The sequence below is a fragment of the Thalassolituus hydrocarboniclasticus genome (assembly GCF_025345565.1).
In the GTDB taxonomy this organism is placed as follows: domain Bacteria; phylum Pseudomonadota; class Gammaproteobacteria; order Pseudomonadales; family Oceanobacteraceae; genus Venatoribacter; species Venatoribacter hydrocarboniclasticus.
Window position 1 is genome coordinate 2,564,499 of sequence record NZ_CP054475.1, and the last position, 26,895, is coordinate 2,591,393.

The 26,895-nt window shown below is 52.9% G+C and carries 23 protein-coding genes; 10 read left to right on the top strand and 13 right to left on the bottom strand.

From position 1 onward, the window contains the following. Positions 1–58 precede the first annotated feature (58 nt). The 5 genes from HUF19_RS11445 to HUF19_RS11465 all read right to left on the bottom strand — a co-directional run bounded on the left by HUF19_RS11445 (position 59) and on the right by HUF19_RS11465 (position 5,243). On the bottom strand, positions 59–1,213 hold the full coding sequence (locus HUF19_RS11445) for an MFS transporter (RefSeq protein WP_260996751.1): 1,155 nt from the start codon (positions 1,211–1,213) through the stop codon (positions 59–61). Between the two features lie 72 nt (positions 1,214–1,285). Further along, positions 1,286–2,386, bottom strand: coding sequence for a chorismate synthase (gene aroC / locus HUF19_RS11450; protein WP_260996752.1), 1,101 nt, complete (start codon positions 2,384–2,386; stop codon positions 1,286–1,288). Positions 2,387–2,440: 54 nt separating this feature from the next. Continuing rightward, on the bottom strand, positions 2,441–3,370 hold the full coding sequence (gene prmB, locus HUF19_RS11455) for a 50S ribosomal protein L3 N(5)-glutamine methyltransferase (protein ID WP_260996753.1): 930 nt from the start codon (positions 3,368–3,370) through the stop codon (positions 2,441–2,443). Between the two features lie 89 nt (positions 3,371–3,459). Continuing rightward, positions 3,460–4,380, bottom strand: coding sequence for a patatin-like phospholipase family protein (locus HUF19_RS11460; RefSeq protein ID WP_260996754.1), 921 nt, complete (start codon positions 4,378–4,380; stop codon positions 3,460–3,462). A 2-nt stretch (positions 4,381–4,382) separates the two neighbouring features. Beyond that, positions 4,383–5,243 carry a DUF4892 domain-containing protein gene (locus HUF19_RS11465; protein ID WP_260996755.1) on the bottom strand — a complete coding sequence of 287 codons (861 nt, stop codon included), beginning with the start codon at positions 5,241–5,243 and terminating at the stop codon, positions 4,383–4,385. A 172-nt stretch (positions 5,244–5,415) separates the two neighbouring features. On the opposite strand from HUF19_RS11465, the gene HUF19_RS11470 reads away from it, so the two are divergent. Beyond that, complete coding sequence (locus HUF19_RS11470; RefSeq protein WP_260996756.1) at positions 5,416–7,350, top strand: DUF885 domain-containing protein; 1,935 nt, start codon at positions 5,416–5,418, stop codon at positions 7,348–7,350. Positions 7,351–7,590: 240 nt separating this feature from the next. Further along, positions 7,591–8,022 (top strand): hypothetical protein, encoded by a 432-nt coding sequence (locus tag HUF19_RS11475; protein ID WP_260996757.1) that lies wholly within the window; start codon positions 7,591–7,593, stop codon positions 8,020–8,022. Between the two features lie 119 nt (positions 8,023–8,141). On the opposite strand, the gene HUF19_RS11480 is transcribed toward HUF19_RS11475, so the two are convergent. The 5 genes from HUF19_RS11480 to HUF19_RS11500 all read right to left on the bottom strand — a co-directional run bounded on the left by HUF19_RS11480 (position 8,142) and on the right by HUF19_RS11500 (position 13,515). Next, entirely contained in the window at positions 8,142–8,888 is a 747-nt protein-coding gene (locus HUF19_RS11480) for a hypothetical protein (RefSeq protein WP_260996758.1), read from the bottom strand. Positions 8,889–9,097: 209 nt separating this feature from the next. Continuing rightward, positions 9,098–9,955, bottom strand: a complete 858-nt coding sequence (locus tag HUF19_RS11485) for a hypothetical protein (RefSeq protein WP_260996759.1) — start codon at positions 9,953–9,955, stop codon at positions 9,098–9,100. Beyond that, positions 9,930–10,646, bottom strand: coding sequence for a hypothetical protein (locus tag HUF19_RS11490; RefSeq protein WP_260996760.1), 717 nt, complete (start codon positions 10,644–10,646; stop codon positions 9,930–9,932). Before HUF19_RS11490 ends, HUF19_RS11485 begins: the two co-directional genes overlap by 26 nt. Before the next feature lie 128 nt (positions 10,647–10,774). Then, positions 10,775–12,154 carry a DUF3422 family protein gene (locus tag HUF19_RS11495; RefSeq protein ID WP_260996761.1) on the bottom strand — a complete coding sequence of 460 codons (1,380 nt, stop codon included), beginning with the start codon at positions 12,152–12,154 and terminating at the stop codon, positions 10,775–10,777. A 65-nt stretch (positions 12,155–12,219) separates the two neighbouring features. Beyond that, the gene (locus tag HUF19_RS11500; protein ID WP_260996762.1) at positions 12,220–13,515 is read right to left on the bottom strand and encodes a YihY family inner membrane protein; all 1,296 of its coding nucleotides are present in this window, start codon (positions 13,513–13,515) and stop codon (positions 12,220–12,222) included. Between the two features lie 199 nt (positions 13,516–13,714). Between HUF19_RS11500 and arsC the strand changes: the two genes are divergently transcribed. Genes arsC through HUF19_RS11520 form a run of 4 tightly spaced genes read left to right on the top strand, consistent with a single transcriptional unit; the run spans position 13,715 to position 15,505 of the window. Beyond that, a complete protein-coding gene (gene arsC, locus HUF19_RS11505; protein ID WP_260996763.1) occupies positions 13,715–14,065 on the top strand; it encodes an arsenate reductase (glutaredoxin) in 351 nt (116 codons plus the stop codon). After that, positions 14,065–14,670, top strand: a complete 606-nt coding sequence (gene wrbA / locus HUF19_RS11510) for an NAD(P)H:quinone oxidoreductase (protein ID WP_145470148.1) — start codon at positions 14,065–14,067, stop codon at positions 14,668–14,670. Before arsC ends, wrbA begins: the two co-directional genes overlap by 1 nt. Next, a complete protein-coding gene (locus HUF19_RS11515) occupies positions 14,670–15,044 on the top strand; it encodes a DUF2069 domain-containing protein (protein ID WP_260996764.1) in 375 nt (124 codons plus the stop codon). The genes wrbA and HUF19_RS11515 overlap by 1 nt, the downstream gene beginning before the upstream one ends. Before the next feature lie 14 nt (positions 15,045–15,058). Further along, positions 15,059–15,505 carry a YtoQ family protein gene (locus HUF19_RS11520; RefSeq protein ID WP_260996765.1) on the top strand — a complete coding sequence of 149 codons (447 nt, stop codon included), beginning with the start codon at positions 15,059–15,061 and terminating at the stop codon, positions 15,503–15,505. Positions 15,506–15,577: 72 nt separating this feature from the next. Here the strand turns inward: HUF19_RS11520 and HUF19_RS11525 are convergent, their stop codons facing one another. Beyond that, positions 15,578–15,808: a hypothetical protein gene (locus tag HUF19_RS11525; protein ID WP_260996766.1), complete on the bottom strand. Its 231-nt coding sequence runs from the start codon at positions 15,806–15,808 to the stop codon at positions 15,578–15,580. Positions 15,809–15,930: 122 nt separating this feature from the next. Here HUF19_RS11525 and HUF19_RS11530 point away from each other — a divergent pair, with 122 nt between their 5' ends. The 3 genes from HUF19_RS11530 (at position 15,931) to HUF19_RS11540 (ending at position 21,641) form a co-directional block, all read left to right on the top strand. Next, positions 15,931–18,246, top strand: a complete 2,316-nt coding sequence (locus tag HUF19_RS11530; protein ID WP_260996767.1) for a methyl-accepting chemotaxis protein — start codon at positions 15,931–15,933, stop codon at positions 18,244–18,246. A gap of 176 nt (positions 18,247–18,422) precedes the next feature. After that, positions 18,423–19,091 (top strand): glutathione S-transferase family protein, encoded by a 669-nt coding sequence (locus HUF19_RS11535; protein WP_260996768.1) that lies wholly within the window; start codon positions 18,423–18,425, stop codon positions 19,089–19,091. Positions 19,092–19,193: 102 nt separating this feature from the next. Continuing rightward, the gene (locus HUF19_RS11540) at positions 19,194–21,641 is read left to right on the top strand and encodes a fatty acid cis/trans isomerase (RefSeq protein ID WP_260996769.1); all 2,448 of its coding nucleotides are present in this window, start codon (positions 19,194–19,196) and stop codon (positions 21,639–21,641) included. A gap of 5 nt (positions 21,642–21,646) precedes the next feature. On the opposite strand, the gene HUF19_RS11545 is transcribed toward HUF19_RS11540, so the two are convergent. Both HUF19_RS11545 and HUF19_RS11550 read right to left on the bottom strand, forming a co-directional pair. Next, positions 21,647–22,693 carry an AraC family transcriptional regulator gene (locus HUF19_RS11545; protein ID WP_260996770.1) on the bottom strand — a complete coding sequence of 349 codons (1,047 nt, stop codon included), beginning with the start codon at positions 22,691–22,693 and terminating at the stop codon, positions 21,647–21,649. After that, positions 22,690–23,568: a diguanylate cyclase domain-containing protein gene (locus HUF19_RS11550; protein WP_260996771.1), complete on the bottom strand. Its 879-nt coding sequence runs from the start codon at positions 23,566–23,568 to the stop codon at positions 22,690–22,692. Before HUF19_RS11550 ends, HUF19_RS11545 begins: the two co-directional genes overlap by 4 nt. A 517-nt stretch (positions 23,569–24,085) precedes the next feature. Here HUF19_RS11550 and HUF19_RS11555 point away from each other — a divergent pair. Further along, the gene (locus tag HUF19_RS11555; protein WP_260996772.1) at positions 24,086–26,827 is read left to right on the top strand and encodes a TonB-dependent receptor; all 2,742 of its coding nucleotides are present in this window, start codon (positions 24,086–24,088) and stop codon (positions 26,825–26,827) included. Positions 26,828–26,895 lie beyond the last annotated feature (68 nt).

Here is a 26,895-nt window from a genome sequence, read left to right on the forward strand (position 1 = left end):
TTTATTCCCTGTCGTTCTATGTTTTATTTTTAAAGACATCAGCATAAGCCGCCCGTTGTCAGCCATCCTGTTTATCCAGGCCCTTCCATGCTACCCAGGCACCCAGCACTGCCGCTAATGTAGCCAGAAAAAAGACCTGACTGCCACCCAAAGACAACCACAGGCTGCCACTTAACCAGGCGCCGAGCGCACCGCCGATGCCAAAGCCGACACTGGAATACATTGCCTGTGCCCGCCCCTGCAGTGGCCGCGGAAATAAATGCTGAATATAACGCATGGATACGGCATGCATAGCAGCAAAGCTGAACGCATGTCCCAGCTGTGCCAGCAACAACCAGCCCCAGAAATCCACCAGACTGCCAATCAGTGTCCAGCGTACCGCTGTAATTAATAAACTTAATACGCACCAGGTCCGCCAGCTGAAAAAGCTGACCAATCGGTGAAATTTCCAGAATAAAAAAACCTCGGCAATAACCCCAAGCGACCACAGCAAACCGATCTCTGCTGGTTTATATCCATGATTTTCAAGGTAAATACTGAAAAATGTGTAATAAGGGCCATGACTGATCTGCAGCAGAATATTCATCAGAATAAACACCTGCACCGGCCGTGATTTTAATAAATTTAAAAATTGTCCTGACGGCGCCGGCTGCGGATGCCCTTCGGCCGGTTCAGGCAAAGTCAGACTGTTAATACCGATCAGCGCCATCAGGCTCAGCATCAGCAGCGGCAACCAGCCAACGGAAATCCACTCGAATAAATAACCAGCGCCCAGCACCACCAGCACAAAACCAATAGAGCCCCACATACGGATACGGCCATAGATATCAGCCTGCGTGCCACAGTGCTGCAATGTCATGGCTTCGTACTGTGGCAGCATGGCCGCCCAGAAAAAACCGTACAGAATCATCACCGCAGCCATGCTGACAAAGCTGTCAGCCCACCAGATCAGCGAGAAGCACAGCATGGTCAGCATCCCGGCCCAGCGCACCATCTGCATTGGCGTACGGAAATAACGGCTCCAGTAAGCCCAGAGATTCGGTGCCAGTATGCGTACCAGACCAAAGCAGGCCATCAGCTGACCGATCTGCTCCGGATTAAAACTGCGGTTCTGCAGAAATAACCCCCAGTAAGGCGCGATACAACCCAACAGGGCGAAATACAGGGCGTAAAAGAAAGAGAGCCGTTTAAACGGCAAAGCGGAAGACATCATGGCGTTGAACGCTCAGCCTCATGCCTGAAATGCGGTTATACAAAAAAGGGCCGGCAGAGCCGGCCCTTCATTTTACTGTTTTGCCTCAGCGGCAATCACCGGTGTTGTGCAGTGCACATCAGCGTTCTGGCCACGATGACGCAGCAGATGATCACACAGCACCATCGCCATCATCGCTTCGGCAATCGGCGTGGCACGGATGCCTACACAAGGGTCATGACGGCCTTTAGTGATGACTTCAATCGGGTTGCCATCAGAATCGATGGAACGGCCCGGAATGATCAGGCTGGAGGTCGGTTTCAGCGCGATATGGGCAATGATGTCCTGACCGGTGGAAATACCACCCAGCACACCACCGGCATGGTTGCTTAAGAAGCCTTCCGACGTCATTTCATCACGGTGCTCGGTGCCTTTTTGCTCAACACAGGCAAAGCCATCGCCAATTTCAACGCCTTTTACCGCATTGATGCTCATCAGCGCATGGGCCAGCTCGGCATCCAGACGATCAAAAATCGGCTCACCCAGGCCCGGGAACAGACCGGTCGCCACCACAGAGATTTTCGCACCAACGGAATTACCTTCTTTACGCAGCGCGTTCATGTAGGTTTCCATTTCGGCCACTTTAGAGGCATCCGGGCTGAAGAACGGGTTCTGCTCCACCTGATCCCAATCGAACTGTTCGATTTTGATCGGCCCCAGCTGGCTTAAGTAACCACGCACCTGAATGCCTTTCGCTGCCAGCACTTTCTTGGCAATGGCACCGGCCGCCACACGCATTGCGGTTTCGCGGGCTGACGAACGGCCACCACCACGGTAATCACGGAAACCGTATTTCTGCGTGTAGGCGTAATCGGCGTGGGCCGGACGGAAGGTCTTGGCTATGTCAGCGTAATCTTTCGAACGCTGGTCAGTGTTCTCGATCAGCAGGCCAATCGGTGTGCCCGTGGTTTTGCCTTCAAACACGCCGGACAGAATTTTCACCACATCGTCTTCACGACGCTGGGTGGTATAGCGTGAGGTACCGGGCTTACGGCGATCAAGATCAAGCTGCAGATCGTCTTCGCTCAGTTCAATACCCGGAGGGCAGCCATCAACGACAGCCACCAGCGCCAGGCCATGACTTTCACCGGCGGTGGTAACGGTGAAACTTTTGCCAAAGGTATTTCCGGACATAATCAGTCTCTTATTTCAGGGCCGGTCAGGCGGCCGTCTATTAATTCAATAAATCTAATTCAGTAGATCTAAGTCGCGCGCCTGCAGCACAAACACGCCGTGTCCGCCGTGTTCAAACTCCGGCCAGACAAAAGGTAACTGCGGATACGCCGCGGCCAGAGCCGGCCAGCTGTTACCGACTTCCACCACCAGCAGACCATCATCGGTCAGATACTGGCGGGCTTCTTTTAACATAATGCGCACCAGATCGAGGCCATCGTCGCCGGCGGCCAGTGCCATTTCCGGTTCGTGGTGGTATTCCTCCGGCAGGCAGCTCATATCATCAGCATCGACATAGGGCGGATTGGACACAATCAGGTCGTATTTGCCGCTGGCGGCAGCAAACAGATCCGACTGCAGCGCCATTACCCGGTCTTCCAGCTGGTGACGCTGAATATTTTCATCGGCCACTTCCAGCGCTTCGAACGACAGATCGAGCAGCTCAACCTCAGCCTGCGGGAATTTTTTCGCCATCGCGATACCGATACAACCACTGCCGGTGCACAGATCCATAATGCGCTGTGGCTGCGGCTGACCGTCCAGCGTATGGCCCTGCCACCAGGGCGCAAAGCCCTGATCAATCATCTGGCCGATCGGCGAACGTGGAATAAGCACCCGCTCATCCACCACAAACGGCAGATTGCAGAACCAGGCCACGCCGGTTAAGTAAGGGGCCGGTACGCGCTGTTCAATACGGGTAAGAATCAGCTCAATCGCCGCCTGACGCTCTGTCCGGGTCAGCTGCGCGTTGCGCCATTCGTTGGCCAGATTCCACGGCAGATGCAGGGCGTGGGTAACCAGTAACAAAGCTTCATCCCAGGGATTATCCGTGCCGTGACCATAGTAAATACCAGCCTCTGACATACGGCTGACCGACCAGCGGATCACATCCTGCAGGGTGTTAAGTTCATCAACGGCACATTCGGCGTGATGCTGTAAATCCATAAAAGAAAAGCTCTGTGAGATGAATCGGGCAGAAAGTGCGCTAGTTTACCTATTTTGAAGGCTCAGGGCATCTTTCCACCGTACGATTCCTAGCCCATACGCTGGCCATACAGGCTGCTGTTACCAGCCTCGAACGCATCCAGCGCCTGATCGGCAATATGCCGTCCCAGCGCGATCATTTCTTCGGCGCGGTAAAACTCGTACACCTCACAGCAGTTCAGCGGGATTTTGATCAGCAGATCCGGCGGGTAACCGGCAATTTTGTACTGGGTCAGCGATGCTGACATCACCTCAAACACCTGACTCAGAATATCCAGTTTGCCGAGGCTGTCATTTGCTTCTTTACGTGCATTGCTTTTGTTTTCAAACCACTGACTGGCCTTATCCACCAGCGTGTTAAACCAGTCCTGCTTTTCTTTGCGCTCACTCTCGGGGTCGTGTGCCAGCTCCTGCGGTACCGGCACTTCAGCGTTCAGATCCACGGCAATAATGAAGTCAGCATGGGCGGACACACAGGGGGTAATCGGCAGCGGGTTCAGCACCGCGCCATCCACCAGCATACGGCCATTGTTCGCCACCGGCGTCAGCAGACTGGGAATAGCCGCCGATGCCCGCACCGCATCCTGCAGCGAACCACGCTGAAACCAGATTTCTTTTTTATTGGTCAGATCGGTGGCGACCGCCGTAAAGGGAATCGGCAGGTCTTCAATATTACGGCCGTTAAGCATTTCGCTGATGATGTTAAACACCCGGTCGCCACGGATAACACCACCGGATAACAGACTCAGATCCACCAGTTTCAGTACATCCAGATATTTCAGACCACACACCCAGTCGCGGTAAACATCCAGCTGACCGGCGCAATAAAAACCACCGACCACGGCTCCCATCGAGCAGCCGGAAACCATCACGATGTCATAACCGCGCGCTTCCAGCGCATCGATCACACCGATATGGGTGTAGCCCCGTGCCGCACCACTGCCCAGTGCCAGTGCCACTGTTTTTTTCATGCTTATCTCCCTGGCCAGAATATAAAACGTAAAGCCGGCTGCAGACTGTTATCCGGCGCCGGCGTCAGTGCGCCATGACCATCAATATTCAGTTCATACTGACCGTCAAAGGTTGCCAGCCGCAGCTGCTTGGCCAGACGCTGCGAACACTGAATATTGTCACTCATATGGCTGGCGTCGTAACAATGGACCAGCAGATATAAACGGCGTTTCATCCCCGGGGTAAGATTTTTCAGATAGGCAATCAGCGCGCTGCTCTGTTGCTCATCAATACGGCCATTATCGGCCACCAGCCCCGGCAGCCAGCCATGACTGCTGACCAAAGCCTGCTGGATCAGCACGTTCATATCGGCCTGTTCCTGTACCGCATCAGTGGTGGTCAGCACATCCAGATTCACCATCACCTGCTTTGAGCCACGCTCGATAATATAAAGAACGTAGAGTGTCTTTTCTTTGCGTCCTTCCTGCTCTTTCAGCGCCACCCTATAAAACTGATTCTGTTCACGTCCGCCCAGACGGGCGTTATGAAATATTTCATTGGCCCAGAATGGATTACTGCCGCAATCCAGGGCACGACACTGATAAATCACCCGGCTGTCACTCAGCTGCTGTGTGTAATGATTAATCACGGTATCCAGCGGCACCCGGTCTTCCACCGCCCAGACCCGGCGCCAGAGAGAGCCTTGCAGGCGCCGTTCATGCTCACCATAGGTGGTGGCCTGATTGCGCTTCAGTCCTGAAATAACCAGACGGTAATTACTGACATCCTGTGTTTTGTCTTCCAGCACACCCGCCTGCGGAAAAGCATCCAGCGCCCAAAGTGGCGACACCAGCAAACCTGTTAACAATACCAACCAGCGCATGGGTTACTCCTTTCTGAAATACGGCGTTAGAGTAACACGGCGCACAGGGCACTCCCTATGCTGTGAATAAAGTGGTTCTTCTGACACTCGCCTCAGGCCCCGCCCTTTAACCCCTGCCCTTGTGGCTGTTACACTCGGCCGCGCCATTTTTCAGAGTCAGAAGCCAGTATTTATGAATTCGCTACTCCGTCCCGCTACTCTTTCCTGTCTGCTCATCCTCGCTGGTTGTCAGGCCATGCTGCCAAAATCAGGATCACCGGTTCAGGTACAGGTCTACAGCCAGGAACAGCAGCAACAGGCCAATGCTGCAGCCGATGAACTGTTTAATGAATACTACCAGTTTGCACTGGAACAAAGCCCGGTGCTGCGCAGCCAGCTGGGTATCAGCGGTCAGTTTGACTGGGACGATATTTCTCCCGAAGCACGGGAACAGCAGGTCGCGTTCTATCAGGATCTGCGCAGCCGCCTGCACGCTATCGACGAAGAAGCACTGTCAGCCGACCATCAGGCCAGCTACCGCACCCTGTTATCCGATCTGGAATTCAGCCTGTTAATGGTGCCGTTTGAGCAGCACCGCTATGCCTTCAGCCAGATGGGTGGCTGGCATACACTGGTGGTGGATGTGTTAATTAATAACCACCCGATCAGCAGCGTTCCTGAAGCCCATGATTACATCAGCCGGATGAAAACCATTCCTGCACTGTTTAAACGCTGGAGTGAGAATATCCGCGCCGCGGAAGAAGACGGCATCATTCCGCCGGCTTTTGTTTACCCGGCCGTCGAGAGCAGCATGGAAGCCATTATCAAAGGCATTCCGTTTGATAACGGCCCGGACGTCTCACCACTGTGGGCCGACTTTAACAGCAAGCTCGACCAGCTGGACCTGTACCCGTCCAGCCGTAAATTACTGGAACGCAAAGCCCGTTCAGCACTGCTGCAGGATGTATTACCGGCCTACCGCAATATGCTGGCGCTGGTGCGCGAGCAGAAGCAACGCGCACCGCAGCATCAGGCCGCACTCAACCTGAGCGATGGCCTGCGCTATTACCAGCTGCTGTTGACGCATTACACCAACAGTCAGTTTGACGCCGACCGTATTCACCAGCTGGGGCTGACCGAAGTTACCCGCATTCAGCAGGAAATCATTGCCCTGATGCCGGCGCTCGGTTACCAACCAGCCGATGGCAGCAACAATCAGCAGCAGTTACGCGACTTTTTTCAGTGGATGGAAGAACGCAGTTATCGTTTCCCTGATGATCAACAGGGACGGGATGAGTTTATTGGCTACCAGAAAAATAAAGTGCGGCAGATGGCCGAGCGCCTGCCCTACTTTTTTACCCGCCTGCCGGTCAGCCCGATCGTGGTTAAAGCGGTGGAAGACTATCGCCAGAGCAATGCCCCTATCGCTTTCTATGAGTCACCGTCGATGGACGGCACACGTCCCGGTATTTACTACGTCAATCCGGCACGTATGAACGATCTGCCGCGCTACCGTCTGGCCGCACTGGCCTTCCATGAAGCCCTGCCAGGTCACCATATGCAGATTGCCCTGACCCAGGAAAATGAACAGCTGCCGGATTTCCGCCGTAATCTGAGTTACAGCGCCTTCAGCGAAGGCTGGGCTTTATATGCCGAAAAACTGGCCGCCGAAATGGGCGCTTACGAATCGGCAGAAGAAGAATACGGCCGCCTGGTTATGGAACTGTGGCGCGCCATGCGTCTGGTGCTGGATACCGGTTTACACGCCAAAGGCTGGAGCCGCGAACAGGCGATTAATTTCCGTCTGGAAAACACCCCATTCTCCCGCGCCGACAGCGAAGCGGCCGTTAACCGCTATCTGGTGATGCCGGGTCAGGCTACGTCTTACAAAATGGGCGAATTACGTATCCTGTCGATTCGCCAGCAGGTAAAGGACATTCTTGGCAGCCGCTTTGATCTTGCCGCCTTCCATTCCGCCCTGCTCAGTCAGGGGGCGCTGCCGCTGGATGTATTGCAGGAGTGGATGATCCGCTGGGCCAAGCAACAGAAAAACAAACAGCCGAAAGCGACAACAGCGGCAATGAATAACGCTTCTGACGTTACAGACAAACCGACCGATAAGGAATAAACCTGCCGGTACCCCGAAAGGACACCAAATTTCTGTCCTTTCGGGCCAGATACCTCCGGCGTCCAATACTGACGATTGTGCCTGAAGCCTGCCTGCATTAGCCTCCCTCAGGCAAAGGAATGCAGCAGCCCCTCCGGATAGCGGATCTCATGCCGCTGTTCCGTCGCTTCGTTCTGACGATTTCCTCTGCAGCGCTTCCCGGCGTATTTCCGGGCCAATATTCCAGCAGAGACCTCCACCATGATAAGAATCCTGTTTCTCCTTGCAGCATTGCTGCCACTGCAGGCTTTCGCTGAAGCCAGATCGCTGGCATCAATAGAAAAAACCAAAGAACTGGCGGAAGCGGTCATGAGCGATGTCGGCAATAACGCCATGCTCAAAGGCCTGGCCCTGTTAAAACCTTATGTCATGTTTTCGGAAGCAGAATTTAACGCGCAGATGAATAATGTCAGTTCGCAGTTACCGGTAATGGATCAACACTATGGCAAATCCTTAGGCTACGACTTTGTATCCAAAGAGCTGATCGGTGACACGCTGGTTAAATATATATTTTTGCAAAAATTTGAACGCCACCTGATGACCTGGCACTTTATTTTTTACAAGCCAAAAGATAAGTGGTTACTGAATACCTTTTATTTTAACGACGATTCCGCAGCATTGTTTCTGCGCTGAAAGCTGCGGCACTTTTCGAAACTGACAGCTGTGGCACTTTTCTAAACCGACAGCTGTGGCACTTTTCTATACTGACAGCCGTGGCACTGGCATTCATCAGTACATAAAAAAGAGCGGCGTTATAGCCGCTCTTTATCTTTCACGCTGTAGCGTTTAAACAATGCATAGTCGTAGGGAATACTCATGGTCAGATCCCTTGCCTGCCATAACGCTCCCTCTGAAGGCCGGCAAAAATCGTAAGCGGGCTTCATAAAGTTAATGCCTTCCGGCGCTTCCTGATAGCGGTTAATCGTATCGTCATACAGTAAAACCATACAGCTGATGCAGCGGTAGTTACCATCGGTCTGTGGGTTGTTGTAGCAGGTTCCCAGCCGGATGGTTAAGCCCTGTTCACGGATGACATCCAGCAGTAACCCCTCAGTCAGACGAATCAGTCCGCTCTGGGCATTTTCATCAATCGGGTAATCATCCGCAATTTCAAGCTGTTCAAAATGTTGCGCCTGTATTGCCTTAAGCTCTTTAGCTTTACGTTCCGGATCAGTGATTTTATTGATATCGAATGGGTAACGGACCTCAGGAGCATCAACCGCAGCGGTAAAATCCTGTGCCGAGGCCGAATGTTCAGCCCAGACAGAATCTGCGTTATCGTTTTCATCACGTGCTTGCGGTACATCATCCAGATCGGAAAATTCTTCGCCGCCCAGATTCAGAACATTAATCCGGAAACTTTCCCAGTGCGTTGGTATATGATGAAAACCCACAACAAAATGCAGAAATAACAGCATCAGGATGAATACCACCAGTAGCGATCGTCCATGTTTATTCAGCCAGGACGCCGCTGCCTTTTTCTGTACATGATTATTCATTGTCTTCCCTGAGCCGTAGCCCTGATAAAATGGTGAAGACGCGACGATAACAGACACGCAACGATAAGCCAGTGGCCAGCACACTGCAGAAAAATAAAGTGCATCCACTGCAAACAGGCCTGACAGATCAATCTTCCCTGCTGCCACCATCTGCCAGATACAAAAAAGCCCGGAAATCCGGGCTTTTTACTTCAGTGTTATCTGGCGCCTCAATAACGCAGTTCGATACCGGCCTGCCAGTAGCGGTCATCGGCTGGTGTGGCTTTGACCTGCGCACCGGTCGTATCCGTTGCCACAATACGGCGATGACGCATCTGGCCCAGCTCTGCTGTCAGCCATAAAGCACCGCGCCAGTGAAATTCACCACCCAGTCCAAGCTTCCAGTTAGTGTAATTCGCTTTAAAACTTCCGGTCTGGTCTTTCACTTCTTCAACCCAGACACCACCGGCCGGGCGCAAATGCACATAGGACGATAAATCGTTGCTCCAGCGGGTCTGGATTCTGGTTTGCGGAAAACCCAATAACACTTCGGTGTCGCGTGTTGCTTTGGTTGCCATTCCAATCACCGGACGCGGATTAAAATCACCGAACTCACGATTAACAGTAATACCAAACTGCCAGAAAGAACCACCACGGCGATACAGGCGACCAATAATATCGGCATTAACGCCGATACTCTCACTGTCGAGCACATTTAAATCGGTCATAAAGCCCGGTTCAGCGCGTAATAAAAACTCTGCGTTTCTGCCCCGCTTCTGACGATATTCCAGCGGCAAAGAAATCCAGAAATAATCGTTCTGCAAGGCGGTCGTACCGGTCCAGCGGAATTTACTCATATCCAGATGAAAAGAGGACGACAGCTGCTCGCCACCGCGCTTTTTATGCTCCAGTGGCAGAGTCAGGCTCAGCTCGCTGCGGCCAAATTCTGTTCCGGCACCGTTTTCCGGTGCCGCCGGTCCTTCATTAGCCCAATACAGGCCATTGGCCGCGGCAGCCCAGCTGCACAAACAGCCAGCCACTACCGTGCCGATTTTACGTACATCAGTTTTCATCGGGATAAAGGTCATTGTATGCTTCCTGAACACTGGCATAACTGGCCAGTGCGCCTGTCGATTGCTCATTTTTGCGGACGGTATCGAGTGCGGTCAGAACGTCGAGAACATTCTCGAAACCGGCCACTATATCGTCCGGCGCTCCCACCTCTTTCAGAAGATCAGTGTAGTTGGCAACGTACTCATACGCCTCGGTTTCGGCACGGCGCTGCGCTGGCGTGGCACTTTCATCCATGCGGCCAATCACATCCACAACATTGAGTAATGATTTGGCAGCTTCGCTGTCACCATCCACGGCTTCATTCAGAATAAAGCTGTTGAGGAAATTGGAAGCCTCAGCAATCGCAGATACCTTTTGTGTTTGCCCGCCCAGTGCCTGAAAATCGCCATTGGATAAAAAACCATCTTCGTAAAGACGCTGGGTCAGTGCCGGAATCTGGCTGGAATTAATAGTGCCGGAAAAAAACTCTGCACTGATGCGGCTGAGTTTTTCTGCGCGGTAGGAAAAAGAGACTTTATCACTGCTGTCGGCATTCATCTGGCTTGCCGCCGGGGCCGCAGATCTGGCCTGACCGGCCGCTGCCGCCTCATCACTTTCGGCTGCCTGGCGGTTGTCGCCATTCAGCGCATCGGTTGTTGAAGCAACGCTTTTACCCAACATCGCCAGCAGGTTCTGATAACCGGACGAGGAATTATTGATATCCACCTGACATCCTCCCAAAAAGACTGAGAAGAAATACGCAATTACCAGGCCAGACAAACAATCCTGTTAATAATCAATAATTTATAAATAAAAGCGGCAAGCACTCGCCGCTTTGCGTCAGCTTTTTGCCGCTACTTTCCCTTTTGCTCATCCGCATCCTGAGCCGCGCCGGGGACGCGCGCACGACGGGTAATATGCTGGCGCAGACGGTGTACGCCCCAGTACACCGTCCCCAGCACCAAGGGCAAGGCAATGCCTTTCAACAGATCGCTGTTGATATTCAGACCCGCGGCTTTCAGGGCGGTAAAAGCAATGCCGAGCAACGCCAGTATGTAGTAACCGATGGCGACGACCGACAAGCCTTCCACGGTTTGCTGCAGGCGCAGCTGCAGCTGGCTGCGGCGGTTCATGGAAGACAGTAAATGCTGATTCTGTTCCTGAATCGACAGGTCAACACGGGTACGCAACAGACTGGTGGTACGGTTGATGCGGCGTGATAAATCTTCCAACCGGTCACGCACCGAGTTACAGGTTTTAATACCCGGCGTCAGACGCCGTTCAAGGAACTCGCGCAAACTCTGCATCCCGTCAATCGGGCTTTCTTTCAGCTGGCGCAGGCGGTCACGCACCAGATCGTGGTAAGCCACGGCTGCCGAAAAGCGGAAGTTGGTATTGGAGCGATGACGTTCCACTTCGGCCGCCAGCTGCGATAATTCCTGCAGCAGTACACGCTCGTCTTTGCCGGCATCAATATCGGAAATGCTCTGATTCAGTGTCGCCAGATTGTCTTCGATACGGCTTAATTCGCCGCCCATCTGACGCGCAATCGGCAGCGCAATCAGCGACATCAGACGGTAGGTTTCCAGTTCGAATAAGCGCTGCACCAACCGCCCGGTCTGATACGGTGTCAGTTGCTGAGTGGTGGTTTCAGCACCTTTATTACACACCACAATGCGGCCAAAACCATCAGAGTGCAGCTTAAAGGCTGTCCACACCTGGGCTTTATCATCGGCCACCCAGGCGCCGGAAACCCGCTGCCCTTCGAACCAGCGCTGGATCTGTTTATCATCAGGCAAGCTGTCGACCAGCGCCAGATTCACCGCCACCACCAGCTCGCCGGGCATAGCAGCCAGCCAGTCTTTGGGCACAAAGCTCAGGGCATCGGCAGAGAAAGGCTCCACATCGGGACAGATAAAGGTGAAGTTGGCAAACTCAAGGTGACGCTCCCAGCGCAGCTCAAAACCACCGAAATCCTGATACAGGCAGGACGATTCCGGTGCTGGCGCCGGCACGCTGAAACGGCGGCAAAGATCGACCACATGAGCGTGCAGGTCTTCGCGGTTATCGTTCAGCAGAACGGTGAAATGAGCAACATGACAGTTGCCTTCGATGATGGGTGAAGGACGGTTGTGCAGCTCTTCGTACAGAGCCGAACGCCATGGATGCACCTTCAGGGCAACCGAAGGTGCGGCAATATCCGGAGCCTGATCCGTTAGAGCGTTTTTCATCATTCCATCCTGCTGCCTGCTATAAAAGTGCGCGGATTTTACCCAAGGGCAGGCACAGATGCGACTTTTCAGGCCGGTCCGTGCACTTCCTCAGCAGCAGTCGTCGCAGCAGGCAACAATTCGCTTAATCGCATATCGAGCAGGGTGCTGCGCTGTTCAAGCCACTGTTGCTGCCAGTTTTGCAGAGCACCGAACGCCGGCCCACTGATGTTATCGGGTAACGGCTGCTGCAATTGCTGCAGAGTCAGTGTACGGAAAAAAGACGCCAGACTCAGACCATTCAGATCGGCGATCCATACCCATTGCTGATCCTGCGTCTGAGTCGCCCAGCCCTGCTGCTGAAACTCCTGCAGCAGACGCCCGACATCGGCCGCCGGCAGATCACGGGCCAGCCGGCACAGGCGTGCTTCATCCGGCAGCTGACCGGATTGCTGTGCCTGCCACAGCGTCTGCAATAACAACAGACGCTGCCACAATAACGGCAAACGGCGTTTCTGGCTGCGTACATGGCTCAGGCTGTAGCTCAGTTCGGCGCCCAGCAATAACAGCATCCAGGCCAGATAGATCCACAGCAGAAACAGCGGCACCGCGGCAAAGGCGCCGTAAATCAACTGGTATGACGGAAATAACCCCACCGCCTTGGCAAACAGAAACTTACCGGCTTCAAATACCGTAGCCACCAGTACCGCCGCCAGTAAGGCATTACGCCACGGCACCCGGCAGTTAGGCACCAGCATATACAGCGCACAGATAGCACCGCTGCTTAAAAGCCAGGGCAGCAGCCTGACGGGTAAGGCAATCTGGCCGGTTAACGCGCCGGCGTCCTGCCACAAAGGCATCGCCGCCAGCAGCGAGCTGGCAGCAAAGGCAGCCCCGAACAACAGCGGGCCAAGACTGAGTACCGCCCAGTAACGGAAAAAGGTCTGCAGACCGGAACGCGGCTTGTCGACATTCCAGATGCGGTTGAACTGCATCTCAATGGTACGCAACAACATAAAAGCCGTTACAAACAGAAAGGCAACACCAACCCAGGTCAGCTTGCGCGCCTGCTGGCTGAACTGTACTAAATAGGCCGAAATGGTTTCGCTGCCCTCCGGCATAACATAAGCCAGAAGCTCGCCGTGGGCCTGATCGCCCCAGCTTTGCAGTTCCGGAATAGCACTGAGGATGGCGTAGGTCACGGTGATCACCGGCACCAGTGCAAACAGCGTGGTATAGGTTAACGCAGCAGCATCACGGCGCCGCTCTTCGCCTTCGAAGCGCTTCAGTGTCTGCCATAAAATCTGGCCGGTCAGGCGTAACCGCCGCCAGAAACGCCGCATCGGGGTAAGAATTGCTGCCGCTTCCTGTCCGCTGACTGTCATATGCAATTTTCCGTTCGTCTGAGTGCAGCCGGAAACAAAAATACCGGCTTTTTACGCAAGCTTTTCCTCTGCGCGGGCATCCTTTGTTAAGATACCGGCCATTCAGTCCGTGAGACAAAATTGCCCGACAGGCTGTTCACGGCCGCCAGACATCATCCGCTGCCGGTAATTCCGGACAACGACACAGGACACGCAAAGCATGAGCGAAATACAGATCTACCACAATCCTCGCTGTTCCAAATCCCGCGAAACCCTGGCCCTGCTGCAGGAACAGGGCATTGAACCCGAGGTGATCGAATATCTGAAGAATGTGCCCTCTGCCGCCGAACTGAAAAGCGTACTGAGCAAACTGGGCATCGGCGCCCGTGATCTGCTGCGCACAAAAGAAGCCGAATACAAAGAAGCCGGCCTCGACAATCTGCAGCTGAGCGATGATGACATCATTGCCGCCATGTGCGCGCACCCGAAACTGATTGAACGCCCGATTGTGATCAAAGGATCACAGGCGCGTATCGGCCGTCCGCCACAACAGGTTCTGGAGATTCTGTAATGGCCCAGCCTTACGTTCTGGTGCTGTATTACAGCCGCCATGGCAAAACGGAGCGCATGGCGCAGCAGATGGCGCGCGGTATCGAAAAAGTCAGCGGTATGGAAGCCAGACTGCGCACCGTGCCGGAAGTGTCGGCCGATACCGATGCCAGCCTGCCGGCAGTGCCGGACAGCGGTGCCGTATACTGCAGCGCCGATGATCTGAAACACTGCGCCGGCCTGCTGCTTGGCAGCCCGACGCGCTTTGGCAATATGGCCGCACCGCTGAAGTTCTTTCTCGATGGCACCAGCCCGTTGTGGCTGACCGGCGCACTGATCAACAAACCAGCCGGGGTGTTTACCTCCAGCTCGTCACTGCACGGTGGCCAGGAAAGCACCCTGCTGAGTATGGCGCTGCCACTGCTGCACCACGGCATGGTATTCGCCGGCATTCCCTATAGCGAAGCCGCCCTGCTCAATACCCAGAGCGGCGGTACACCTTACGGTGCCAGCCACTGGGCCGGAGCCGATAACAATAACGAACTGAGTCAGGCCGAAAGCCAGCTCTGTCAGGCGCAGGGGCAACGTATTGCCACCCTGGCCAAAGCACTGGCGGAGGCCAATTGATGAAAACCCTGAATGCATACCGCATCATGCTGGCCAGCTATCTGGCGGTTCTGCTGGTGTTACTGTACGGCACACTGAGCAACGCTCCGGCTGGCAGTGAAGGCACTGCCAATTACGCCGTTGGCGTACTCTGGTGGCTGATTAAAGTGCTGCCTTTCCTGCTGTTTATTCCCGGCCTGATCAAGCGCTCACACAAAGCCGCGGCCTGGCTGTCCTATATGTCGATTCTGAGCTTTGCCGTGTTGGTTGGCCTTGGCTCATTCACGGCCGCCAGCCTGTGCATCGTACTGTTCCTCAGCAGCATGCTGTACACCCGCTGGGCCAAGGCCGATGCTGCAGCTGTCAACCAAACGGCTGCGAACACCCACCAATAACAGGAATTCATACCATGAAACTGACCGTGTATTTATCCGGCGAAATTCATACGGACTGGCGCGCTGACATTGCCCGCGGTGTTGCTGATGCCGGGCTGGACGTTGAACTGACCGGGCCAAATACCAACCATGGCGCCAGCGACGACTGTGGCGACCAGATTCTGGGCGCCGAAGAGAAAGCTTTCTGGAAAGATCACAAAGCCGCCAAGATCAATGCACTGCGTACCCGCAAGCTGATTGCCGATGCCGATATTGTGGTGGTGCGTTTTGGTGATCAGTACAAGCAGTGGAATGCGGCCTTTGATGCAGGCTACGCCGCGGCGCTGGGTAAGTCGCTGATTGTGCAACACGATCCGGCCCTGACTCATCCGCTGAAAGAAGTAGACGCTGCGGCAATGGCAGTCTGTGAAACACCGCTGCAGGTGGTGGAGATTTTACGTTATATCAACCGCGACAACTGAACGGTTCAAACCGCTGTTCAGCGCGGCAGCCTAATGCCCGGGAGCCTGCATCAGGCTCCCGCAGCCGAACGGTTACTCGTCGTCCCATTCACCATCAGTGCTGTCATCAGCGATCTCGGTGGTAACAGGCTCGCCGCACTTGGCGCACTTGCCTTCGATAAAGATCACTCCTTCCTGCTCAAATTCTACCGGCTCAACCATACCCAGATCGGCTTCCATACAGTTGTTACACCAGGTCTGGCTCAGGAAGGCTTCCTGATCTTCTTTATCACGTGCGTAAAAATCGCGTTCGGTTCGTTCCATTGTGTTACTCCGGTTTTAATACTAAATCACCACAGAATGGCGTGAGATTATCAGGATATTCCCCGAAAAATACTGCGGTTTATTCTACGCTTTATAGCAAAGCCTGAATATGGATCCTGTTAATGAATGTAAAACATCAATTGGTACTGACGATTGTTGCCAGCACCCTCTGCGCCGTTATTCTGACAGCCTTCATTGGCAGTGAGACTTCCGTAACCACCGCCAGGGAAGGTGCTGACCAACAGGTTGTTCAGGCATTAATCAGCCGCCGTGACCTGAATAAAGCCAGCATCGAACGCTATCTGGCAACTCTTGAATCCCAGCTGATTACCTTAAGCAGCAGCCCACTGATCCAGCAATCTGCCGTGCTGCTGAAAACCGCGTTCTTCGATTACCCGCTGCAGTACGGCGAAGCACTCGATGAACAGCCGTTAAAAAACTACTACGCCAACGATTTCAACGCCACCTTTGCAAGACTGAACGACGGCCAGAATGCGCCGCAACAGCAGCTATATTCCCAGCTGGGTGATAATGCCCGTTATCTGCAAAGTGCCTATATCAGCGGCAACAGTCACCCGCTGGGCGCCAAAGCCGAACTGATCGCGCTCAACAATGGTACTGAATACGATGAGCTGCACCGCACTATTCATCCTTATCTGTACCAGTTTCAGCAGCGCTTTGGCTATTACGATGTTTTTATCGCCGATGCTGACAGCGGGCATATTATTTACTCGGTCTTTAAAGAGCTGGATTTCGCCACCTCGCTGCGCACCGGCCCCTATAAAGACAGCGGCATTGCTGACGTCTTCAATAAAGCTATGAGCCTGTCCGCAGGAGAAGTTGCCTTCAGTGATTTCACCACGTATATGCCGTCATATAACGCACCGGCATCTTTTATTGCCACTCCTATCTTTACCGACGGCCAGCGCAGCGGGGTACTGATCTTTCAGATGCCGGTCGATAAAATTAACGGCATTATGACCAATGACAACCGCTGGACCGAAGTGGGTTTTGGCCAATCCGGCGAAAGTTATCTGGTCGGTCAGGATATGACACCACGCAGCCAGAGCCGTTTTTTAATCGAAGATAAAGCCGGTTATCTGCAGGCTCTGCAGCAGGCCGGCTTATCCAAAACGCTGCTGAATGAAATTGACCAGCGTAATTCTTCCATTGGCCTGCAGCCACTGGAGACGCCATCGGTCAAAAAAGCGCTACAGGGTGAAAACGGTGTGCAGACCATCAACGACTATCGTGATGTTCCCGTACTCTCGGCCTATACCTATATCGACTTTGTCGGTACCCGCTGGGCGCTGATCAGCGAGATTGATCGCGATGAAGCCTATGCCGGTGTAAGCCAGATGGCGCAGACACTTATCCGTAACAGCGTCATATTGGTACTGGTGATGGCGGTAATCATGTCGATAGTCGGGATCTGGCTGGGTAACCGGGTCACCGCGCCGATTGTGAATGTAATAGACCGTATTCGTCAGGTTGCAGAACGGCGCGAACTGAACGCAAGCTTCAGCGAAAAAGGTGCTGCCGAATTCGTTCAGCTGGGCCAGGCGCTGAATCAGCTGTTCCGTCAGCTGCAATCATTTTTTGGTGAAATGCAGCAAACCGCCGATATCCTGACTCATCATTCAGAACAGCTGAAAACATCCAGTAACTCCACCGCCAACCAGGTGATGCAGCAGAATGAAGAAGTGAATTCTGCAGCAACCGCCACTACCGAAGTCAGCGCCTCTGTCGGTGAAGTGGCAAGCCACGCCGAACTGGCCGCGGAAAATATGCGCAATACCCGTGAGCGGGTAAAAGAAAGCCACGAAATGTCCAATACCGCACGCACCACCATCTATCAGTTACAGGAAAATATGAGCCAGTCTATTGCCGGTATGGAGCAGCTGGCACAGGAAAGCGAAGGTATCGGGGCGGTGCTGGATGTCATTCAGACCATCGCCGAGCAGACCAACCTGCTGGCGCTGAACGCAGCCATTGAAGCAGCACGGGCTGGTGAGCAGGGGCGTGGCTTTGCCGTGGTTGCCGATGAAGTGCGCACGCTGGCTTCCCGTACCGCTCAGAGTACAGAAGAAATCCGCAATAAAATTCAGTCACTGCAGCAATGCGTCAGCAGTGCCCAGCATGCCATGAGTACATCACAGGAAGGCACCAACGACAGTCTGGAAAAAGTGGAAGGTACCGCGCGCCTGATGGACGAAGTGTCCGCCCTGATTGATCAGATGGAAGAAATGAGCGCGCAGATTGCCACCGCCGCAGAAGAACAAAGCAGCGTAACCACCGAAATCAGCCGCAACATTACCCACGTTAAAGATCTGTCGGATGGTATTCTTGATGCCACCGCCATGATCCAGAACTCCAGTACCGATCTGGATAATATAACCACCACGATCCGCAGTCAGATCAGCGAATTTAAATTCTGATCTTTTCCGGCCGCGACCTCTGCTCGTGTGGTTGTGGCCGGAGTCTTTTATAAAAATATCCGGATCAATGCCGGAATACTCCCGGAGAAAAGTCTGCGCTGGCACAAATGGCTCTGCGCAGTTCACCGTTTTACCTGCATCCTTGGCCTCTTATCTCATCCATCCCAGAGGCTTTTATGATCACTCTGCACCATCTGAATAATTCACGCTCGCAACGTATTATCTGGCTGCTTGAAGAGCTGGGCGTTGACTACGACATCAAACGTTATGAACGCGATGCCAAAACATCCCTGGCGCCCGCCAGTCTGAAAGCCATCCATCCGCTGGGTAAATCCCCGGTAATTACCGACGGCGATCAGACCATTGCCGAGTCCGGGCTGATTATCGAGTACTTAATCCGTACTTATGGCAAAGAACGTTTTTTGCCCGAAGAAGGCTCTGCGGCGTACTGGCAATACCTATACTGGCTGCACTATGCCGAAGGGTCATTAATGCCACTGATGGTGATGTCACTGATTTTTAATAAAATCAAAACCGCGCCAATGCCATTTTTCATCAAACCCATTGCCCGCGGCATCGCCGATAAAGTCATGCAAAGCTATGTCGGTCCTAATGTTCTGAATAATCTGCGATACATTGAGCAGCATCTGGGCAGCAACCCGTGGTTCGCAGGAGAGCAGATGACCGGTGCCGATTTTCAGTTGATATTCCCTCTGGAGGCCGCTCTTAACCGCGGTAGTCAGAGCAGCGATTACCCTAACATTACCGCCTGGGTGCAAAAGGTTCATGCCCTGCCGGCCTACCAGGTAGCCTTACAAAAAGGCGGGCCATACGACTACGCCTGAACACAGCGTTCAGGCATGCCAGCCGCGCGGAAAGCGTCCGGCGGCTGTCATGCTTATCCGGGCATCGCTATAATAAACACTGTTTTATTGCCCGGAGTCGTTATGGCTATCCTGTTGCAACATCTTTCTGTAAACATTCGTCGCTTACTCAACCCGACCCTGCTGACACTTTTGATTGCTGGCTGCGCAACCGTTGGCGTAAGTATGAATGCCGATGATCTTTTCGGTAAAACCGTTATTACCGACCGCAGAGCAGAGGCCAACAGCAGCCAGGCGCACCATTACCGTGACACGATCCAGCCGATTCTCGAAAACCGCTGTGTCGTATGCCACGGCTGCTACGATGCACCCTGCCAGCTGAAATTATCGTCTCCCGAGGGCATTATGCGTGGTGCCAGTAAAACCCTGGTCTACGACGGCACCCGCATTCTTGCCAGCGAACCCAGTCGCCTTGGTATCGATGCTCAGACCACCGAGCAGTGGCGTAATAAAGGCTTTTTTCCGGTTCTGAACGAACGCTCACAAACGGCTGACATTAATCTGCAAAACAGCGTGTTCTTCCAGATGCTGGCACTGAAGGCAAACAACCCGCTGCCTGAAGGAAAAATTCTCGACGATGATGATTTTGCCCTGGGACTGAACCGTAACCAGCAATGCCCGACTCAGGAAGAATTTACCGATTTCGCGCAAGAGCACCCGCTCTGGGGCATGCCTTATGCACTCCCCGCCCTCAGTCATGATGAATATTCCAAACTTACCCAGTGGATGAAAAGCGGCGCGGCACTGGCTGCTGATCTGCCATTACCTGAAGCAATTCAGGCAGAAATCGATCACTGGGAAGCCTTCCTTAATCAGGATAATTTAAAACAGCGTTTAACCAGCCGTTATATTTACGAGCACTTATTTCTCGCCAGCCTGTATTTTTCACCGGAACCATTATTCCGTAACCAGCAACCGGCCAAACGACCTGAATATTTTTTCAGACTGGTTCGCTCTGCCACACCTCCGGGCCTGCCTATCAGTCCGGTAGCAACACGCAGGCCATATGATGATCCTCAGGTTAAGCGGGTTTATTACCGCCTTATGCGTGACAGCAGCAGCGTTGTTGCCAAAACCCATATGCCCTATCGCCTGAATAACGAGCGCATGGATTGGATTAAAGCCCTGTTTATTGAGCCTGAATACGACGTTGATTATCTGCCCGATTATAAACCGGAAACCGCAGCCAATCCGTTTATCGCCTTCGCACAGCTTCCGGTAAATGCCCGCTACCGCTTTATGCTGGAAGAAGCGGAATTTATTATCACCGGCTTTATTAAAGGCCCGGTATGCCGTGGCCAGGTGGCGCTGAACGTTATCGACGATCACTTTTGGGTCTTTTTTGTCGAGCCTGAAATCCAGAATGATCCTGATTACAGCCAGTTTTTAACCGAGCAAAGCGACCACCTGCGCTTACCCGGCGAAGCAGAAAGCAATTCCGGAATCATTACCGACTGGATACGCTATTCCAGCCTGCACAACGAATATCTGGATGCGAAAAATGCTGCTCTTGTTAAAAAATTTCCCGATGGCCAGCCGGTTAATCTGGATCTGATCTGGCGGGGTAATGACAGCATCAGTAATAGCCATCGCGACGGTATCCGCAATCCCAATGCTGCACTGACCATTTTCCGCCACTTTGACAGCTCTACCGTGGTTAAAGGCATGGTTGGCCAGCACCCGAAAACCGCCTGGGTCATTAACTATTCGTTACTCGAGCGTATTCATTACTTACTGGTCGCTGAGTTTGATGTTTACGGCAATATCGGACATCAGCTGATGACCCGCCTGTATATGGACTTCCTGCGGATGGAAGGTGAATTTAATTTTCTTACCCTGCTGCCACAGGAAGAAAGAGTACGACTGGCCGATTACTGGTATCGCGATGCTTCCGACAGAGTAAAAAAACATCTGGTCAACTACGAGGAGCATGTTCTTAATGACCCGGCGATCGCCTATCACAGCCAGAATCCGCAGGCTGAATTGTACGAAAAACTACGTCAGCACCTGCAGCCGGTACTGGAAGATAAATACGATCTTGCACGCCGGATTACCCCACAGGATCTGAATATTCTCAGCCGGATTAACCGGGTACAGGGAGAGCCGGCAACATTGATGCCGGAAATATCCTTATTACTGGTTGAAAATATGCAGGGAGACAGCAAGGTCTACACACTGATACGCAACAGCGGTCACAGCAACCTGACCGGGCTGCTCTACGAAGAAGAAAACCGTCTGCCACAAGAAGATTATCTGACGCTGGTGCCCGGTATTATCGGTGCCTACCCTTCAGCATATTATCGTGTGTCATCGTTCCGCCTGAATGATTTTGTCAGCGCAGTCACCGCACTGAAAGATGAAGACGATTATGAAAAGCTGGCAGACCGTTTCGCCGTACGCCGTACTGATCCGCAATTCTGGACGCACAGTGATCAGATACATCAGTGGTTTTTGCATAATGACCCGCTGAATGCCGGTCTGCTGGATTATAACCGTCTGGAAAACCGCTGAGCTGTTCAGCCCGCAGCAAACAATAACAGTTGTTTGCTGTCACTCGGTGTCAGGCCAGACCAGCGCTTAAAGGCGCGACGGAAATTGGTGGTGTCATTAAAATTCAGATAATGCGCCACCTGTTCGTTGGTCCAGCCGTTAATATGGAATAAATACAGACAGACATGCAGCCTTGCCTGATCCTGTAACTGCTGAAAATGGCAGTGATGCTTTTGCAGTTTCCGTTTAAAAGTCGCCGGACTCATGGCAAAAGCCCGGGCAACCTCCGGCAAACTCTGCGGTGTACGCAACTGCCGGGTTAAATAATGATATACCGCTTCATTAAAACCATTCATGGCCGGCTCCCCTTCAATCAACAATTGCGCTTCACGCAAAGCCACCTGAAAAGCCGTTGATGAGCCACGCGGCCAGACTTTTTCCAGCCAGTGCTTTTCAATCATCATGACATCCACACCGACCGAAAAGTGCAGATCTGGCCCCAGATACACCTGATACTGCTCGTCTCTGGCCGGGCGTGCATAGCTGAAACCATAGCGCCAGGGTAAAGCTTCCTGCGCCAGCCAGCGACTCATGGCGGTTAAGCCGGTCATTGCTGTTTCAACCATAAAGCGCCGTTCATCCTGCAAACCACAGGCGTCCAGCCACTGCACATAACAATAACGCTCATCCTGATAAATACGGGGAACCAGTAACGGAGATAAAAACTGCCGGAAGTCCACCAGCGCCTGCAGTGCTCTTGCCAGATCCGGTGCATTCGCCAGCAGTTGACTGAATACACCGTAATGTCCGGGCCATAAGCTGTCACCCCAGCGAAAACTTAAATCTTCTTCAGGCAGTAATTTCCGTCCATTAATGATCAGCTGCTGTAATTGTGCGGGTGAAAGATAATGACTGCCGGTCAGAATATCGTCATAAAAAAGCCCACTGCCGCGCAGTATTTTATGGCTGGAAATATCACGTGCCAGCAACAGATCAATCAGCAGAGCCGGTTGATGATGAGCGGCAATAATCCGCTCGTCACGCTCATACCAGCGACCGCAATACATCGTCATGCTGCCAGAAAACAGCCATGCTGACGCTGCGCTGTCAGCAGAGCCTGATTAACACGTTCAATGCTCTGAGCAGGCTGATCACCGGAACGGCATTCAGTCAGGCCAATACTGATACGCTGATAGAGTGTTTCTCCGTTTTGGCTGTGTTTAAACGCAAAATGCTGTACCGAAAGCTCAATCTCCTGCGCCAGCTGTAATGCTGCATCACCTTGAGTATCGGGTAACAACAATGCGAAACGGTCGCCGGCATAACGGCAGATCAGATCGCTCTGACGCAGATTCAGCAGCAGCAGCTCCGCAATTTCACGCACCAGGCGATCACCTTCCCGATGACCGAAACGCCGGGTAAAACTGCCGAATTCGTTAATATCAACCATCATCAGCGTCATCGGCCGGGTACTGTTCAAATGCTGCTGTAATTGTTCTTTTAAATAATCGGCGCGCCCAAGCTGAGTCAGACCATCGATAAAACGATGTTCGCGGAATAACCGCTCACGTTTCGCCAGTTGACGATTAATCGACAGCTGCTCACTGTGCCAGTGAAATAAACCATACGTCAGCAACGCAATACCAACAGGCATGGCAACCGATTCCAGCCAGGCGTCCCACCACTGCTCTGCAGGAATACGGATAAATTCATCCAGATTATCCTGCCACATCGCCAGAAAAATAAACCCCAGCCCCAGCATCAGCAGATCTGTCACTCTGCCCGCCGGCCGGCTGCCCAGAATCAACAGCATCCAGATCGCCACCGCGATCGCACTGCCGCCCTCCCCCAGAACATCCAGCCAGTCAATTTCACGCCAGTGTTTGGCATCACCGACCAGAATTGAAGCAATAACCGACCCCAGTGCCAGACTAAAAATCAACAGCAACTTTCGCCGGTGTAAAAACAACGTGCTGAACATAAAAAATACCAGCTAATCAATAATGGCTGGCATAACTAGCAGGGCTTTATGACAAAAACATGACAATCCGGCATAAGAAGGTAAATACGGCACACATCACCCCGGGGGTTAATTTGGCTCAGCACAGTGCTGCATTATTTACATTTTTACCGGCGTTTTTTTGTCTCATGCAACCGGAGATTCTTTATGAAAAACCTGCTCTGACCGTTCTGGCCACTCTTAAAAGGTTAATGCCAACCTTCAGCATGGCCTGCTATTGCGCACTGCTGACGGCGTCTCCGTTATCAGTAATAAGGGTTAAATCAGATCATTATCAGACTGAAAGCCACTGAAAACCGGGGTTTTCTGCCGTCTTACCGACTGGCTGTCACAGAACCGTCATACGCTCTTTCTACCGTCGCGCCACCTGCTGCCCGCCAGATTCTGTCGACAGGCTCTGGGGCAGATATAAAAACGATCGATAAAGAACGACATGGAGACGAGCATGAATTTTTGCATTAAGCCACTGGCGGCGGTCATTGCCCTCAGCTGCGCGGCACTGGCCCAGGCCGATGGCAACCTCGAAGGCCGGGTCAGCGATACCCGCAATCAAACCGTATACAGCGGCGCCGTTATCCGTCTGGAAATGCCGGGCGATGCCAGCATGAACCGTGAAGTGCTGGCGACCAAAGGCGGACGTTTCCGCTTGCCCCAGGTTCCGGCCGGTGATTATTTACTGAGCACCGTGGTTGGCGGCAAGACCGTCGACAGCCGCACCATCACCATCCGCGATGGCGAAACCCTGACCGCCAATATTGTGCTGAACAACGCACAACAAGATGTAGAAGAAATTCTGGTCATTGGTCAGGCAGCGCAGATGCAACGCGCCCTCGATCGCCAGCGTTACGCCGACAATATGATCAGCGTTATTAATGCCGATGCCATTGGTCAATTGCCGGATGCCAACGCCGCTGAAGCCTTACAACGGGTACCGGGTTTATCCATCGAACGCGATCAGGGGGAAGGCCGCTTTGTCCGTATCCGTGGCATCAGCTCCGATTTAAACAGCGTAACCGTTAACGGCACACAAATTCCGGCGCCGGAAGCCGGCAGTCGCTCGGTTGCCCTCGATGTAATTCCATCGAATCTGCTCAGTTCACTGGTGGTCACCAAAACCCTGACGCCGGATATGGATGCCAATGCCATTGGTGGCGCCGTTGAAATTAACAGTATTTCAGCACTCGACCGTGAAGGTGCATTTTATTCCGCCGCCACGCAGCTGAGCTATGACGAGCAAAGCGAACAAACCAACCCGGCTTATTCTGTTGCCGGTGGCAATACCTTTGATTTCGGTAACGACCGTCGTTTGGGGGTTGCTGCAGCACTGAGTTTTGATAACCGGAAATTCGGCTCAGATAACGTTGAAACCGGTGGTGCCTGGGATTTTGATAGCGGTGCAAAGCTCGGAGAACTGGAACAGCGCGAATACAGCATCGAGCGTGAACGCTTAGGTGCCGCACTGAACCTGGATTACGAACATGGCGTTAATCACAGCTTTTATATGCACAACCTGTACAGCAAATTCAGTGATAACGAACAGCGGGTTGCCAACGAAATTGAATTTACCGATGCCATCGGTCTGGGTGAAAGCAGTGATGCGGAAGTTGTCCGCTCGCTGAAAGACCGTGAAGAATCGCAGAAAATTGTTTCTTCAACCCTGGGCGCCAATCATTTTATCGGTGACTGGACCGTGGAATACAAAGTCGGTATCAGCAAGGCCTCAGAAGATGAACCCGACACCATCGCCGGCGCCGATTTTGTCAGCACCGCCGATATTACCGGGCTCAGCTTCAGCAACAGCCGTAAGCCACGTATTAATGCTCCTGCCGCTTTTTATGACCCGGCACAATATGAGCTGGATAAAATCGAGCGTACACGCAGTTATACCGAAGACAAACAAACCATGGCTCAGCTGGATATCACCCGTGATTTCGATCTGGCGGATAACCCTGCACTGGTAAAATTCGGTGCCAAAACCAAAATGCGTGAAAAATCTCAGGATGCCGATACCTGGAAATATAAAGACCTGTCAGAAGACAGCTCTGTTTCTATGAGCGGTTTCGCCAGTGGCGAACGTGATTACAGTCTGGGACGTTTTGGGCCGGGAATTTCCAGCAATAAAGTGCGCAGCTATATGGCAACTCTGGATCGTGCCGGCGCATTCGATGATGAAGACTCCGTACTGGAAGACTACGACATCGACGAAGATATCAATGCCGGCTATCTGATGGGACGTATAGATGCTGACGAACTGCGGGTAATTGCCGGTGTACGTTATGAGCAAACCAAAATCAGCGCGCGCGGTAATGCCCTGAACCAGAGCGATGAACTGGTTACCGTTAAAAAAGACAACGACTACAGCCATGTACTGCCATCGGTACAGGCACGCTGGCAGCTTGCTGACAGTACTCAGGTACGTGCCGCCTGGACCAACGCCGTCGTTCGCCCGACCTTTGAACAGATGCGTCCTAACTTTACTGATGACGGCAGCGAAGCCGAACTGGGTAACCCGGACCTGAAAGCACTGGAAGCCGCCAACTTTGACCTTGGCATCGAACATTTTATGGGCAGTGCCGGTACTCTGTCGGCCTTTGTATTCCGTAAAAAAATCGACAACTTTATTTACGAAACCGATCTGGCAGGCTCTGCCGACTATGCTGCATACGACGAGGTAATTACCTTCCGCAACGGTGATCAGGCCACACTGAACGGTCTGGAACTGGCATTTTCCCACAAACTGGAAATGCTGCCGGCCCCCTTTAATGGCTTATTGCTCGCCGCCAACACGACCTTTACCCGCTCAGATGCAACTGTATCGGCCTATGACAGCGGCACTCTGCTGCAGCGTGATATCAGCCTGCCGAATCAATCAGACCTGACCGGTAACTTTATTATCGGTTACGAAAATGAGCGCCTGAGCATGCGTCTGGCAACCAACTATAAATCGGAATATCTGGCTGAAGTCGGCAATCTGGAAAACAGCAAAGGGGATGTTTACCAAAGCGCTCAGACCCAGCTCGATTTTAATGCCTCATACAAAATGACCGAACAACTGAAACTCAGTTTTGAGGTCGCCAATATTACCGACGAGCCGTATTACGCCTACGTCAATAAAGAACGCTACAACGCACAGTATGAAGACTACGGTCCGACCTACCGTGTAGGTATCAGCTACACCAGTTTCTGATTATCAGAAACCAGCCGGGCCTGTTATGGGTCCGGTTTTTTAACATGCTGATTACGACCGAATGCCGT

Bases quoted from the DNA above. Each gene is read 5' to 3' on its own strand.
- HUF19_RS11495 (WP_260996761.1), bottom strand. From the start codon at position 12,154: ATGATGAAAAACGCTCTAACGGATCAGGCTCCGGATATTGCCGCACCT.
- HUF19_RS11500 (WP_260996762.1), bottom strand. From the start codon at position 13,515: ATGACAGTCAGCGGACAGGAAGCGGCAGCAATTCTTACCCCGATGCGG.
- HUF19_RS11470 (WP_260996756.1), top strand. From the start codon at position 5,416: ATGAATTCGCTACTCCGTCCCGCTACTCTTTCCTGTCTGCTCATCCTC.
- HUF19_RS11515 (WP_260996764.1), top strand. From the start codon at position 14,670: ATGAAAACCCTGAATGCATACCGCATCATGCTGGCCAGCTATCTGGCG.
- HUF19_RS11460 (WP_260996754.1), bottom strand. From the start codon at position 4,380: ATGAAAAAAACAGTGGCACTGGCACTGGGCAGTGGTGCGGCACGGGGC.
- aroC (WP_260996752.1), bottom strand. From the start codon at position 2,386: ATGTCCGGAAATACCTTTGGCAAAAGTTTCACCGTTACCACCGCCGGT.
- HUF19_RS11535 (WP_260996768.1), top strand. From the start codon at position 18,423: ATGATCACTCTGCACCATCTGAATAATTCACGCTCGCAACGTATTATC.
- HUF19_RS11445 (WP_260996751.1), bottom strand. From the start codon at position 1,213: ATGATGTCTTCCGCTTTGCCGTTTAAACGGCTCTCTTTCTTTTACGCC.
- HUF19_RS11545 (WP_260996770.1), bottom strand. From the start codon at position 22,693: ATGACGATGTATTGCGGTCGCTGGTATGAGCGTGACGAGCGGATTATT.
- arsC (WP_260996763.1), top strand. From the start codon at position 13,715: ATGAGCGAAATACAGATCTACCACAATCCTCGCTGTTCCAAATCCCGC.
- HUF19_RS11530 (WP_260996767.1), top strand. From the start codon at position 15,931: ATGAATGTAAAACATCAATTGGTACTGACGATTGTTGCCAGCACCCTC.
- HUF19_RS11525 (WP_260996766.1), bottom strand. From the start codon at position 15,808: ATGGAACGAACCGAACGCGATTTTTACGCACGTGATAAAGAAGATCAG.
- HUF19_RS11485 (WP_260996759.1), bottom strand. From the start codon at position 9,955: ATGACCTTTATCCCGATGAAAACTGATGTACGTAAAATCGGCACGGTA.
- HUF19_RS11480 (WP_260996758.1), bottom strand. From the start codon at position 8,888: ATGAATAATCATGTACAGAAAAAGGCAGCGGCGTCCTGGCTGAATAAA.
- wrbA (WP_145470148.1), top strand. From the start codon at position 14,065: ATGGCCCAGCCTTACGTTCTGGTGCTGTATTACAGCCGCCATGGCAAA.
- prmB (WP_260996753.1), bottom strand. From the start codon at position 3,370: ATGGATTTACAGCATCACGCCGAATGTGCCGTTGATGAACTTAACACC.
- HUF19_RS11540 (WP_260996769.1), top strand. From the start codon at position 19,194: ATGGCTATCCTGTTGCAACATCTTTCTGTAAACATTCGTCGCTTACTC.
- HUF19_RS11465 (WP_260996755.1), bottom strand. From the start codon at position 5,243: ATGCGCTGGTTGGTATTGTTAACAGGTTTGCTGGTGTCGCCACTTTGG.
- HUF19_RS11555 (WP_260996772.1), top strand. From the start codon at position 24,086: ATGAATTTTTGCATTAAGCCACTGGCGGCGGTCATTGCCCTCAGCTGC.
- HUF19_RS11475 (WP_260996757.1), top strand. From the start codon at position 7,591: ATGATAAGAATCCTGTTTCTCCTTGCAGCATTGCTGCCACTGCAGGCT.
- HUF19_RS11520 (WP_260996765.1), top strand. From the start codon at position 15,059: ATGAAACTGACCGTGTATTTATCCGGCGAAATTCATACGGACTGGCGC.